The organism is Clostridium sp. AM58-1XD, from assembly GCF_003464085.1.
GTDB lineage: Bacteria > Bacillota > Clostridia > Lachnospirales > Lachnospiraceae > Lachnoclostridium_A.
The window spans coordinates 61232-73888 of sequence record NZ_QSDR01000005.1; the positions used below are offsets into that span (position 1 = coordinate 61232).

11 protein-coding genes, 2 tRNA genes and 3 pseudogenes are annotated in these 12657 nt (G+C 46.7%); 13 read left to right on the top strand and 3 right to left on the bottom strand.

Annotated features, from left to right (window positions below):
* A complete protein-coding gene (locus DXA13_RS04060; protein WP_118242043.1) occupies nt 1–315 on the top strand; it encodes a DUF1540 domain-containing protein in 315 nt (104 codons plus the stop codon).
* Between the two features lie 209 nt (nt 316–524).
* On the opposite strand, the gene DXA13_RS04065 is transcribed toward DXA13_RS04060, so the two are convergent.
* Complete coding sequence (locus DXA13_RS04065; protein ID WP_118242044.1) at nt 525–1145, bottom strand: hypothetical protein; 621 nt, start codon at nt 1143–1145, stop codon at nt 525–527.
* Between the two features lie 387 nt (nt 1146–1532).
* Here DXA13_RS04065 and infC point away from each other — a divergent pair, with 387 nt between their 5' ends.
* Genes infC through rplT form a run of 3 tightly spaced genes read left to right on the top strand, consistent with a single transcriptional unit; the run spans nt 1533 to nt 2641 of the window.
* A complete protein-coding gene (gene infC, locus DXA13_RS04070; protein WP_118242045.1) occupies nt 1533–2027 on the top strand; it encodes a translation initiation factor IF-3 in 495 nt (164 codons plus the stop codon).
* A gap of 29 nt (nt 2028–2056) precedes the next feature.
* A complete protein-coding gene (gene rpmI, locus DXA13_RS04075) occupies nt 2057–2254 on the top strand; it encodes a 50S ribosomal protein L35 (protein WP_118242046.1) in 198 nt (65 codons plus the stop codon).
* A 30-nt stretch (nt 2255–2284) separates the two neighbouring features.
* On the top strand, nt 2285–2641 hold the full coding sequence (rplT, locus tag DXA13_RS04080) for a 50S ribosomal protein L20 (protein WP_118242047.1): 357 nt from the start codon (nt 2285–2287) through the stop codon (nt 2639–2641).
* Nucleotides 2642–2793: 152 nt separating this feature from the next.
* Here the strand turns inward: rplT and DXA13_RS04085 are convergent, their stop codons facing one another.
* Both DXA13_RS04085 and DXA13_RS04090 read right to left on the bottom strand, forming a co-directional pair.
* Nucleotides 2794–3042, bottom strand: a complete 249-nt coding sequence (locus DXA13_RS04085; RefSeq protein ID WP_118242048.1) for a hypothetical protein — start codon at nt 3040–3042, stop codon at nt 2794–2796.
* 395 nt (nt 3043–3437) lie between these two features.
* A tRNA-Leu gene (locus tag DXA13_RS04090) sits at nt 3438–3521 on the bottom strand.
* Between the two features lie 201 nt (nt 3522–3722).
* Between DXA13_RS04090 and DXA13_RS04095 the strand changes: the two genes are divergently transcribed.
* The 9 genes and pseudogenes from DXA13_RS04095 (at nt 3723) to rpoD (ending at nt 12653) form a co-directional block, all read left to right on the top strand.
* Nucleotides 3723–3806: transfer RNA gene (locus DXA13_RS04095), tRNA-Leu, on the top strand.
* Between the two features lie 95 nt (nt 3807–3901).
* Nucleotides 3902–4888 carry a diaminopimelate dehydrogenase gene (locus tag DXA13_RS04100; protein WP_118242049.1) on the top strand — a complete coding sequence of 329 codons (987 nt, stop codon included), beginning with the start codon at nt 3902–3904 and terminating at the stop codon, nt 4886–4888.
* 20 nt (nt 4889–4908) lie between these two features.
* Entirely contained in the window at nt 4909–5643 is a 735-nt protein-coding gene (locus DXA13_RS04105) for an ATP-binding cassette domain-containing protein (RefSeq protein WP_118242050.1), read from the top strand.
* 1 nt (nt 5644) lies between these two features.
* Nucleotides 5645–6560: pseudogene (locus tag DXA13_RS04110) on the top strand (SufD family Fe-S cluster assembly protein).
* Between the two features lie 235 nt (nt 6561–6795).
* Nucleotides 6796–7631: pseudogene (locus DXA13_RS22760) on the top strand (S8 family serine peptidase); the annotation flags it as partial.
* A gap of 510 nt (nt 7632–8141) precedes the next feature.
* Nucleotides 8142–8513 (top strand): S8 family serine peptidase, encoded by a 372-nt coding sequence (locus DXA13_RS22765; RefSeq protein WP_347559696.1) that lies wholly within the window; start codon nt 8142–8144, stop codon nt 8511–8513.
* 182 nt (nt 8514–8695) lie between these two features.
* On the top strand, nt 8696–9703 hold the full coding sequence (locus DXA13_RS04120; RefSeq protein ID WP_118242132.1) for a deoxyguanosinetriphosphate triphosphohydrolase: 1008 nt from the start codon (nt 8696–8698) through the stop codon (nt 9701–9703).
* Between the two features lie 15 nt (nt 9704–9718).
* A pseudogene (gene dnaG, locus DXA13_RS04125) lies at nt 9719–11498 on the top strand (DNA primase).
* A gap of 42 nt (nt 11499–11540) precedes the next feature.
* The gene (gene rpoD / locus DXA13_RS04130; RefSeq protein WP_118242133.1) at nt 11541–12653 is read left to right on the top strand and encodes an RNA polymerase sigma factor RpoD; all 1113 of its coding nucleotides are present in this window, start codon (nt 11541–11543) and stop codon (nt 12651–12653) included.
* Nucleotides 12654–12657: the final 4 nt, after the last annotated feature.

Genomic DNA, 12657 nt, shown 5'->3' on the forward strand with positions numbered 1-12657 from the left:
ATGACAAAATTAGACTGTAATGTAACGAACTGCCTTCATAATGCCGATAATTGCTGCTGTAAGAGAACCATCGCTGTAGAGGGCGAAAAGGCAAAGAAATGCTGTGACACCTGCTGCGGAAGCTTTGACGAAAAAAAGGAGGGCACATTTAAAAACCTTTTTAAGACTCCGGAAAGCAGACTGGAAATCGAATGTGACGCGACGAATTGTGTCTATAATGAAAAATGTCTCTGCAAGGCAGAGCATGTAGGCATTAGCGGAACGGATGCAAAGAAAGCAGGAGAGACGGAATGCGCCACCTTTGAGGCGAGATAACGAGCGGAACGATTTGCAGCGGCTTGCCCGCCGGGTCAAGCCGATATCCATGCGTTTTATGCTGGGGAAACGAGCAGAATAAAAAAGGGCCTAGACAACCAGGAAAACAGCCTCAGCCCAAATATCGTTTTATGCGAAAAAGCATAGAACGATATTTTACATAAATTGTATTGTCGAATCCGGAGTCTGCATTCAGAGCTGCCCGGTATCTACTGCCCGTCTTCGGCAGATGGAGAGAAAGTCGTAGCGGAATCGACGATCTGCTTGACAGCTGCCTTGGCCGTGTCATCTTCCTTCGGGCATTTTATGCAGATCCACATCAGTTTTCCATCAATGATGCGGAGATAGTTATCGATATAAATATCGGTGGTTTCAGATGTAGCCTGAACATGGGTGAAAGGATGGCCGCCGACCCAGACGCCGGTCTTTACCGTATAGTCATAATCCTTTTCGCTGTATAGATCCAGGAGGTTCTGTACACATTCCTTCAGCGGTATGAGCGCATCCTGAAAGGAGATATTTATGCATGGATAAAGGGTCATGTCTCCATACAGGCTTGCTGCAAATTCGTAATCCATTCCCGTATAGCTGCTCATATAGGAAACGAGGGAATCGGGATTGAAGTAGGTTCCCTCAGGAAAGGTCATGCGGTAATCCGCCCATGGATTGGAAAATGTAGTGCCCTCGAGCCTCCCCTGCTGATAAGAAGGTGCAGGATTTCCCTGTGCTGCCGGCAGGCTGTTGGAAACCGTATCTGCATATATGGGAAAAGCAGCTGAAAGACACAGGAATGCAGCGGCTGTGAAAGAGTAGAGTAAACGATGTTTCATGGAAATCCTCCTGATACCATAGGTGTGAAATTCAACAGTTATTTTTGAAAGACCAAATAAGGTTTATTCTAACTCATATGAGAGGAAAAAGCAAAGAAAAAAAGAAGAGAATGTGAGAAAAAAGTAGTTGACTTTTAAAGAGAGACATAGTATATTATAACAAGTTGTGAAAACAACGTACAGGAAAGCAGGTTGTCCGCCTCACCTTGGCACGAGTCAGTGATCCCGGGTTCATAGTATGAAGTTATTCTGTAAAAGTCCGCTGCGGTGTATTTTTATGGGATGGCAGCATAAACAGGCGGCGGATAGAACTTTTCTATCTGCTTTTTTAATTCATTTAGTTTTTATTTATTTCACTTGTGGAGGTGCACGGCTATTAGCGAGTTAATGATCAACGAACAAATCAGGGATAAGGAAATACGACTGGTTGGTGAAAATGGGGAGCAGCTTGGAATCATGTCTGCGAAGGATGCTTACAAGATGGCGCAGGAAGCAGAGCTGGATTTGGTAAAAATCGCTCCTATGGCAAAACCGCCTGTATGCAAGATTATCGATTATGGTAAGTATTGCTATGAATTGGCGAGAAAAGAAAAAGAAGCTAAGAAGAAACAGAAGGTAATCGAGGTAAAAGAGGTCCGCCTGTCTCCGAATATCGACACGAACGATTTGAATACTAAGACGGGTGCTGCCAGAAAGTTTCTGGAGAAGGGCAATAAAGTCAAAGTTACCCTGCGTTTCAGAGGCCGTGAGATGGCTCACATGTCGAAGTCAAGATACATTCTGGATGATTTTGCAGAGAGTCTTTCCGACATTGCAGTGATCGATAAACCATCCAAAGTTGAAGGAAGAAGCATGGTCATGTTTTTAACTGCAAAACGTTAAAATAGACAATTATCAAGGAGGAAATTACAATGCCTAAATTAAAAACAAGCAGAGCTGCTGCAAAGCGTTTCAAAAAAACTGGAACAGGAAAATTAGTAAGAAATAAAGCTTACAAATCTCACATCTTAACTAAGAAATCTACAAAGAGGAAAAGAAATCTTAGAAAAGATATCGTTACGGATGCAACAAACGCAAAAGTAATGAAGCGGATTTTACCATATCTGTAGGTTTGAGATTAAGAAGGAGGAAATTGACCGATGGCAAGAATTAAAGGCGGATTAAACGCAAAGAAAAAACACAATAGAGTATTAAAGCTGGCTAAGGGTTACAGAGGAGCCCGTTCCAAACAGTATAGAGTAGCAAAACAGTCTGTAATGAGAGCACTTACAAGCGCATATGCAGGACGTAAGGAGAGAAAGAGACAGTTCAGACAGCTGTGGATCGCTCGTATCAATGCAGCAGCAAGAATCAATGGATTATCATACAGCAAGTTTATGTTCGGCTTAAAGCAGGCCGGCGTTGATTTAAACAGAAAAGTACTTTCTGACATGGCAATCAACGATGCAGAAGGTTTTGCAAAATTAGCTGAATTAGCTAAGAGCAAACTGGCTTAATTTAACATACACATACGATCCGGAAGGCGAATACGCCCTCCGGTTTTTTTGTATCATAGAGAAAGACTCTGCGATACAAAAAATATTGCGCTCGTTCCGGGCCGCAAAAAGCACAGAACGGTTCGTTTTGATAGTTGGGCCGGTGAACTGCCCTAACTTTTCCATTGATAAGCGGAAATATATGCACTCCTATATAACTTTAAGACTGGTAAATCATCATAGATATAAAACATGAAAGGGCGTTTTAATAATTGATCTGGCAAGTCCTCATTAACTTCTAATATAAAGCATTCTGTTAAACCGTCAGATGAAGTTTCATTGCCAAGAGCTATAACCAATGAAGATTCATCAATCACAGCTTTTTCATCTGTATCAAAAAAAGAAATTTCTAATTTTTTCATTTTGTCACCACCATATAATCCTGATATGTCAGCCGGTTAAACCGAAGTCTGACGAACGAATGACTGTTGTCAACGATTACATGGTATAATATCCGCACATCGGGCATTATACCTGTTCATGCCGGTTTTGCCGTTTGCCGCCAAAATCCGGGTGCTAAATTCCGCCAGAGGCATCGTATCTGCTATGCGGATATGGTACTATAAAAATGCAAGCAAATCAATGAAATAATGAAAATGGAGGAAACTTATGTTTACAATTGGGCGTTAGCCTGCTGGATAAGTGTTTGCATACCTGTAATGGAGCAGAAGATGTAAAACATTCGAAACTGACTGACGGCAGTAACATTTGTAAAGAAGCAAAAAAAGACCATATCCATCGGATACGGTCTTAGTCGTGCAGAAGAAGAGACTTGAACTCTCACGGTATTGCTACCACACGGACCTGAACCGTGCGCGTCTGCCAATTCCGCCACTTCTGCGTTTTGCTTGTTGTTTCTCTCAAGCACGTAGGTCATTATAAAATATAATTGTGTGTTTGTCAACATTATTTTCTAAATTTTTTCAAAAATTTTCCTGATTAAAAAAATTACAAAAAATTGTAAAAAACTCTTGCAAAAGTAAAATGCCTATGATATACTAACGGACGTCGAAAGCGAGAAGCAAACGACAGAAAACAAAAAGCGGGAGTGCTGGAATTGGCAGACAGGCAAGACTAAGGATCTTGTGGGTGTATGCTCGTGTGGGTTCAAGTCCCATCTCCCGCATTGGTACAAAAGTGTACAAAGGCGTATTCCAGAAGGAATGCGCCTATTTCAATTGTTATAATCAGCAGAATACGAGCAGAAAAGGAGAGAGGACAATGACAATAAGAATCGGGATTTTAGGGTATGGCAACCTGGGACGCGGAGTAGAATGTGCGGTAAAACAGAATAAGGATATGGAGCTGAAGGCTGTTTTTACGAGAAGAGATCCGAAAGATGTTAAGATTCTTACTGATACGGCTAAGGTATATCATGTGGATGATGCGGAGAAAATGACAGAAGACATTGATGTTATGATCCTGTGCGGAGGAAGCGCGACAGACCTTCCTGTTCAGACTCCTAAATATGCAGAGCTGTTCAACGTAGTGGACAGTTTTGACACTCATGCGAAGATACCGGATCACTTTAAAGTGGTCGATGCAGCAGCGAAGAAGGGTGGTCGTGTTGGAATAATTTCCGTAGGCTGGGATCCTGGTATGTTCTCATTAAACCGCGCTTATGCGGAGGCAGTGCTTCCGAACGGCGGCAACTATACATTCTGGGGCAAAGGCGTGAGCCAGGGCCATTCTGACGCAATCAGAAGAGTCGATGGCGTGAAAGATGCCAGACAGTATACGGTTCCTGTGGAAGCGGCTTTGGAGGCCGTAAGAAGCGGCAGCAATCCGGAACTTACGACGAGAGAGAAACATACGAGAGAATGCTTTGTCGTAGCCAAAGAAGGCGCGGATACGGAACGAATTGAACGTGAGATCAAAACCATGCCGAACTATTTTGCGGATTACGACACAACCGTTCATTTCATCAGTGAAGAAGAATTAAAGAAAAACCACAGCGGTATTCCCCACGGCGGCTTTGTGATCCGCAGCGGAAAAACAGGCTGGAATGAAGATAAGAAGCACGTAATCGAATATCGCCTGCAGCTGGAATCCAATCCGGAATTCACATCCAGCGTACTGGTGGCTTATGCCCGCGCCGCATACAGACTCTGTGCGGAGGGACAGTCCGGATGCAGGACCGTGCTGGATATTGCGCCGTCTTATCTGTCTTCAAAGACTGGAGAGGAATTGAGAAAAGAACTGCTGTAAATACTGCTTGGAGGACAAATATGCTTACATTAGAACACGTCTCTTTTGATGTCAAAGAGGACAGGGGAGAAAAGGGAATTATCAAGGATTTGAGCATGACCCTGGATGACGGGAAGTTTGTCGTAATTACCGGTCCAAACGGCGGCGGAAAATCTACGCTGGCAAAATTGATTGCCGGCATTGAGAGGCCGACGGGAGGAAAGATCTATTTCGACGGTACAGATATCACGGATATGAGTATTACAGACAGAGCCAATATGGGAATCAGCTTCGCCTTTCAGCAGCCGGTGCGGTTTAAAGGGGTGCAGGTGCTCGATTTGATTCGTCTGGCTGCAAAGCAGAATCTGACTGCGGCAGAAGCGTGCAGATATCTGTCGGAGGTAGGGCTTTGCGCGAAGGATTATATTAACCGTGAAGTCAATGCCAGCCTTTCCGGCGGCGAACTGAAACGGATAGAGATTGCTACCGTACTGGCAAGGGCCACGAAGCTTTCCGTATTTGACGAGCCGGAAGCAGGAATTGACCTGTGGAGCTTCCAGAATCTGATCCAGGTGTTTGAACGGATGAGAAAAGCAATTCAGGGCTCGATTCTGATCATTTCACATCAGGAGAGGATCCTTAATATTGCGGATGAAATCGTTGTGATTGCAGACGGACAGATCCTGAAACAGGGGCCGAAAGATGAAGTCCTTCCAGGACTTCTGGGAACGGCTTCTGCCGTTGATGTATGCAAGTTCTATCGGGAGGGCGAGTGATATGGATGAGATTCAAAAGACGCTTCTGGAAGAAGTAGCCGGCCTCATGAGGTGCCGGCAGGGGCATATAATATCCGCTCAAACGGACAGCTGTCAGGAAGAAATACGACGGCGAATATCGACATTGTCAGCAAGGATGACGGCAGCGGAATCGACATTAAAATAAAGCCTGGAACGAAGCATGAAAGCGTGCATATTCCTGTTGTGTTAAGCCAGAGCGGCCTTACGGAGCTGGTTTACAATGACTTTTATATTGGCGATAACGCGGACGTAGTGATCATAGCCGGATGCGGAATTCACAATGGAGGTGATTCCGATTCCAGACATGACGGAATCCATCGATTTTCGTAGGGAAAAACGCAAAGGTCAGGTATGTGGAGAAGCACTATGGAGACGGCGACGGGAGGGGAAAGAGGATTATGAATCCCCGTACGGAAGTAACCATGGAAGAGAACAGCGAACTGGAGATGGAAATGGTTCAGATCAAAGGAGTTGATTCCACAAAAAGAAGTACCCTGGCCAATCTGGCCGCCGGAGCGAAAATGACGGTGAGAGAACGTCTTCTGACTCATGGAAGCCAGGACGCGGTCAGTGAATTCGAAGTGAACTTAAACGGCGACGGTTCCAGCGCAAACATCATTTCACGTTCTGTAGCGAAGGAGGAGTCCACGCAGGTATTTATCTCCAAGCTCCACGGAAATGCGAAGTGCGCCGGCCATTCCGAATGCGATTCCATTATTATGGAATCGGCAAAGATCAGCGCCATTCCGGAGATTACGGCAAACAACCCGGATGCGGCTCTGATTCACGAAGCTGCAATCGGAAAGATCGCTGGAGAGCAGATCGTGAAGCTTATGACTCTGGGGCTTACGGAGGCAGAAGCAGAAGCGCAGATTGTCAGCGGATTTTTAAAATAATTGATAAGGATTAAATGATCGACGGAATTAATCGGCGGTGATGCCATATTCGCAGTGAGTACAGACTCGAGGCGGAGTATATGCATCACTGCCGTTTTTTTCATCCTCCGGTTGGGCGGCCGTACAGGAACATAAAGAGGGAAAAACCGGGCGGTACCGGTTGGTATACAGTATGGAATGGCAGAGGTGATTTTCGCATACTTATACAATAAGGACCGTATGTGGACGGTATTTCATGAACAGTCAAAAAAGAGAAAATTTACTGAATCTGTCGTTGGAGGCCGGATCAGAAGAACGGGAACGGTCGGAGGCGCTTGCCGTGGGCTATTTCCCCGAAGAGAGGCAGTGGGAACTGGTTGTGCGTTTTTCGGGAAATATAGATTTTTTGGAGGAACGGGGAATCGGGTGGAGAAACTGACGGGAGGCTATGCTATCCTGACCGTGCCGGAAAGTGAGATTGATTATTTAAGTACGCTGACGGAAATCGAATATATTGAAAAGCCAAAAGCTCTGTTTTACACGGTAAGCCAGGGGAAGGCGGTATCCTGCATTAATTCGGTCCAGCAGGGGCGGCTTGGATTAAGCGGACGCGGCGTTTTAGTGGCCGTTATCGATTCGGGAATTGACTATTATCACGATGATTTCCGCAATCCGGACGGAACCAGCAGAATTTTGGAACTCTGGGATCAGGGGCAGGACCGGGTGTATACAAAAGAAGAGATCGACGAGGCGCTTCTTGAAGGGAGCAGACAGCAGGCCCGGCAGGTGGTGCCTTCGGTGGACTCAGGCGGCCATGGAACAGCGGTGGCAGGAATAGCGGCCGGAAACGGCCGGTCGTCGTCTGGAACGGGAGGAAGCAGCCGGTATCGCGGCGTTGCCTGGGAGAGTGAGCTGCTTGTAGTGAAACTTGGAAGAAGAGGAGAAGGAGAATTCCCATGGACTACAAGCCTTATGAGGGCCCTTGATTTTGTGGTCCGAAGGGCTGTCTTTTACGGAAAGCCGGTGGCGGTAAACGTAAGCCTTGGGAATACATATGGTTCCCATGACGGAAGCAGCCTCCTGGAAACGTATATCAATACGATTTCCAATTTTGGAAGGAATGTAATCGTGATCGGAACAGGGAATGAAGGCGCTGCCGCCGGGCACGTAATGGGTATGCTGAGGGTCAGGCAGACGGAAGAAGTGGAGTTGATCGTAGGGCCATATGAGACGGGATTCGGGGTGCAGCTTTGGAAATCGTATGTGGATGAGTTTACGGTAACGCTCATGACACCTTCCGGGCAGAGAATCGGGCCTGTCAGAAAAAGCCTGGGTATGCAGGGAATGGAATATCTGGATACGAGAATTCTGATCTATTATGGTTTTCCCAGTCCATACAGCCAGGCGCAGGAGATTTACTTCGATTTTATACCTGAACGTGACTATGTGGAGAGCGGGAACTGGAAATTCATTTTGGAACCTCAGAATATAACCGTAGGAAGATATGATATGTGGCTTCCGTCGGCAGGAACTTTAAACCAGGCGACCCATTTTCTGCGGTCCGTACCGGATACGACGCTTACGATTCCGTCGGCAGCCGCCATGGCACTTACCGTGGGCGCGTACAACGCTTCTTTTCAGTCCTATTCCGATTTTTCCGGAAGGGGCTTTACAAGAGTGACAAATCAGGTGAAGCCGGACATTGCGGCTCCCGGAAACGAGATCGAAGCTCCCAGGAGCGGAGGGGGATACGGCATATTTACAGGAACGTCATTTGCAGCCCCATTTGTGACCGGAAGTGCAGCGCTTATGATGGAATGGGGAATCATCCAGGGGCATGACCCATATCTTTATGGCGAAAAGGTAAAGGCATTTCTGCAGCGGGGAGCAAGAAAACTTCCGGGATTTACAGAATGGCCGAATCCAATGATGGGATATGGTGCACTGTGTTTGAGAGACAGCATTCCCTATTAAAATCACAAAATTTCGGGAAATTGCTAATAATTATGAAAAAATAGTAAAAAAATGGTTAAATAAGAAAAAGCAGTATAAAAAAGCAAGAAAATATGATACAATATGCATAAGTTTCGGTTGTCGGCCCATATAATAGTAACAGGGCCTTTTCGGACCTTGTGGTCAGAAAGGACGGTGTCGGATTGAACATAAGAGAAACGGCAGAAATGTTAGAAGAACAGTATCTGAGTCCTTATGCCTCTCTCAGCAGAAATACGAAAGGGAGGGACAGACAGGAACCTCTCTGCGACATCCGGCCGGAATACCAGAGGGACAGGGACAGAATCCTGCACAGCAAGTCATTCAGGCGCCTGAAACACAAGACACAGGTGTTTCTGGACCCGGAAGGGGATCATTACCGTACCAGGCTTACACACACCCTGGAGGTATCCCAGATCGCCAGGACGATTGCAAAAGCGCTTCGCCTGAACGAAAGTCTGACGGAAGCCATTGCTCTCGGCCACGATCTTGGCCACACTCCGTTCGGCCATTCAGGAGAGAAGATCCTGAATGATATCTGCGAGGACGGTTTCGCCCATTATAAACAGAGCGTGCGCGTCGTGGAGCTTCTGGAAAAGGACGGGCGCGGCCTGAACCTGACGAAAGAGGTCAGAGACGGAATTTTAAATCACAGAACAAGCGGTCATCCATCTACCCTGGAGGGCGGCGTTGTCAGGCTTTCTGACAAGATTGCATATATTAACCACGACATCGATGATGCCATACGGGGAAAGATCATTACAGAAAAGGATCTGCCTTCCTGTTATACGGATGTTTTAGGACACAGCGTCCGGGAGAGGCTGAATACCATGATTCACGATATTATCGGGAACAGCCAGGATCACCCGTTTATCGCAATGTCACCGGGCATGGAGGAGACGATGCAGGGGCTGAGAACATGGATGTTTGACCATGTTTATAAAAATCCCAAGGCCAAGGCTGAGGAAGGTAAAGCCCAGAAGCTGATTGTAGCATTGTATCAACACTATATGGATCATGTGGAAGAACTCCCTCCTGAGTACCATTATCTGATGGAAGAGATGGGGGAGAAGAAAACACGCGTGGTCTGCGATTATATTGCAGGCATGAGCGACAGCTACGCAATTGATACGTTTGAAGAGCTGTTCGTGCCGAAGGCATGGAAAGTTTAAACGGCGGAGGAAGTCATGTATTATCCAGAAGAACTTGTAGAAGAAGTGAGAATGAGGAATGACATCGTGGACGTGATTTCTGGTTATGTAAGGCTTCAGAAGAAAGGAAGCAATTATTTTGGCCTCTGTCCGTTCCACAATGAAAAGTCACCGTCGTTTTCCGTTTCGCCGTCAAAGCAGATGTATTACTGTTTTGGCTGCGGAGCAGGGGGCAACGTGATTACATTTATTATGGAATATGAGAATTATACCTTCAGTGAAGCATTAAGGATGCTGGCCGACAGGGCGGGAATTGAACTGCCGAAAGACGATAATTCCAAAGAGGCGAGAGCCAGGGATGATCTGCGCCAGACGCTTCTGGAAATCAATAGCTGGCGGCTAATTATTTTTACTACCAGCTGAGGCAGCCTCAGGGTGAAGCGGCTACCGATATCTGGCGGACAGGCAGCTGAGCGAGGAGACGATGAAGCGGTTCGGCCTTGGATATGCGAATAAAACGAGCAACGACCTGTATCAGTATCTGAAATCAAAAGGTTACGACGACGCGGTTTTAAAGGAGACAGGCCTTGTCACCATAGAGGAACGTGGCGGCAGGGACAAGTTCTGGAACAGAGTCATGTTTCCGATTATGGATGTGAACAACCGGGTGATCGGCTTCGGCGGACGTGTCATGGGAGACGGTATGCCGAAATATCTGAACTCGCCTGAGACCAGGATTTTCGATAAAGGTAGAAATCTTTACGGCCTGAATTACGCCAGAACATCGAGAGAAAAACAGATTCTGGTCTGTGAAGGATATATGGATGTGATATCCATGCATCAGGCCGGTTTTACAAATGCTGTGGCTTCGCTTGGAACGGCGCTGACTTCTCAGCATGCAGTGCTTTTAAAGCGATATACGGACAGGGTGATCCTGACATATGACAGCGACGACGCCGGAATAAGGGCGGCTCTGCGGGCGATTCCGATTCTCAAGGAAGTGGGCATTTCTGCAAAGGTACTCAGTATGGAGCCGTATAAGGATCCTGATGAATTCATGAAGAATCTGGGGGCGGATGAGTTCAGAAAGCGGATTGAGGCCGCCAGAAACAGCTTTTATTTCGAGATCGATGTCATGAGAAAAAATTATGACAGGAATGACCCGGAACAGGAGACGGCGTTCCATAATGCGCTTGCGAGAAAACTTTTGGAATTTGAAGAGCCCCTGGAACGGGATAATTACATACAGGCAGCAGCAAGAGAGTACTTTATACGGTACGAAGATTTAAGACGGCTGGTCAACAGCCTCGGCAGCAGACTGGGAACAGGAGCAGGAGCGGCAGCTGCCGGAAAAGAGGAGGTAAAAACGAGGGAGCCGGGAGGCAGAAGGAAGGATAAGGAGGATGGCATCAGAAAGTCTCAGAGGCTGCTCCTTACATGGCTGATTGAAAATCCGGTACTCTTTGATAAAATAGAGGGGGTAATTACTGAGAATGATTTTTTGGAGCCGCTTTACCACAAGGTGGCCGCGATGGTGTTTGCAGGCCATGCAGCCGGAAATCTGAATCCGGCGGGCATTTTAAACCATTTTATTAACGATGAGGATGAATACAGGGAGGCAGCGGCATTATTCAATGCCAGCCTGAATGAATCTCTGGATAATGAAGAACAGAAGAAGGCTTTTTCGGAAACGGTCCTGAAGGTGAGAAAGAACAGCCTGGATCATTTGAGCAGAAATGTCAGGGACATCGCGGAGCTGCAGAAAATCATTGAGGCGCAGGCGGCGCTTAAAACACTGCATATTTCCCTGGATTAGAGGAAACACTATTAGGCAGCAGTGGAAGGGGTGGAATATATCATGGAAAGAGATACAGAATTAGAAGGAAAATTAAAAAGTCTTCTTGCTGAAGCGAAGAAAAAGAAAAATATTTTAGAGAGCCAGGAAGTCCTGGATTTCTTTAAAGATGACAACCTGGACAGTGAGAAAACGGATAAGATATATGATTTCCTGGAAAACAACGGGGTGGATATCCTGCGCCCGGACGAAGAAGATATCGATCCGGATCTGTTTCTGGAAGAAGAGCTGGAGGAGGAAGAGGATATCGATATTGAACATATCGACCTTTCCGTGCCGGAAGGCGTCAGCATGGAAGACCCTGTAAGGATGTATCTGAAAGAAATTGGAAAGGTTCCGCTTCTTTCTACGGAAGAGGAGATTGAACTGGCAAAGCGGGTGGAACTGGGGGATGAAGAAGCGAAACAGAGGCTGGCAGAAGCAAATCTAAGGCTGGTAGTCAGCATTGCAAAGCGTTATGTAGGCCGTGGAATGCAGTTTCTGGATCTGATTCAGGAGGGAAATCTTGGTCTGATTAAAGCGGTGGAAAAATTTGATTACACAAAGGGGTATAAGTTCAGCACATATGCAACATGGTGGATTCGTCAGGCAATTACGAGGTCGATTGCCGATCAGGCCAGAACGATCCGTATTCCGGTTCATATGGTAGAGACGATTAACCGTCTGATCCGCGTGTCCAGGCAGCTTCTTCAGGAGCTGGGCCGGGAACCGTCTTCCGAAGAGATCGCGCAGAGGATGGACCTGCCGGTGGAACGCGTAGGAGAAATTCTCAAGATATCTCAAGAACCGGTATCTTTGGAGACGCCGATCGGAGAGGAAGAGGACAGCCATCTGGGCGACTTTATTCAGGACGAGCACGTAGCAGTGCCGGCGGATGCAGCTACATTTACGCTGCTCCATGAACAGCTGATGGAAGTGCTGGATACGCTGACAGAGAGGGAACAGAAGGTGTTGAAGCTGCGTTTCGGACTGATTGACGGAAGGCCGAGAACGCTGGAGGAAGTGGGCAGGGAATTCAATGTCACACGTGAACGAATCCGGCAGATCGAGGCGAAGGCGCTGAGAAAACTGCGCCATCCAAGCCGCAGCAAAAAGCTGAAGGATTATCTGGATTAATTAC